Origin of the sequence: Pseudomonas sp. HMSC066A08, assembly GCF_001813025.1 — a bacterium.
Classification (GTDB): Bacteria; Pseudomonadota; Gammaproteobacteria; order Pseudomonadales; family Pseudomonadaceae; genus Pseudomonas; species Pseudomonas aeruginosa.
Genome location: NZ_KV811308.1, coordinates 1 through 308, shown reverse-complemented (window position 1 = coordinate 308; position 308 = coordinate 1). Strand labels below are relative to the sequence as shown.

1 pseudogene is annotated in these 308 nt (G+C 66.2%); it reads left to right on the top strand.

Annotation, left to right across the window (positions count from 1 at the left end):
- Positions 1-308, top strand: a pseudogene (locus tag HMPREF2886_RS19120) (glutamine synthetase); the annotation flags it as partial.

The window sequence follows — 308 nt, the reverse complement described above, 5'->3', positions numbered from 1 at the left end:
TTCTTCGCCGACCCCCGCGAAGTCCTGCGCCAGGTGGTGGCCAGGTTCACCGAGATGGAACTGACCATCGTCGCCGCCTTCGAGCTGGAGTTCTACCTGATCGACCAGGAGAACGTGAACGGCCGGCCGCAGCCGCCGCGCTCGCCGATCTCCGGCAAGCGTCCGCAGTCGGTGCAGGTGTATTCCATCGACGACCTCGACGAATACGTCGAGTGCCTCCAGGACATCATCGACGGCGCTCGCGCCCAGGGCATCCCGGCCGACGCCATCGTCGCCGAATCCGCACCGGCGCAGTTCGAGGTCAACCT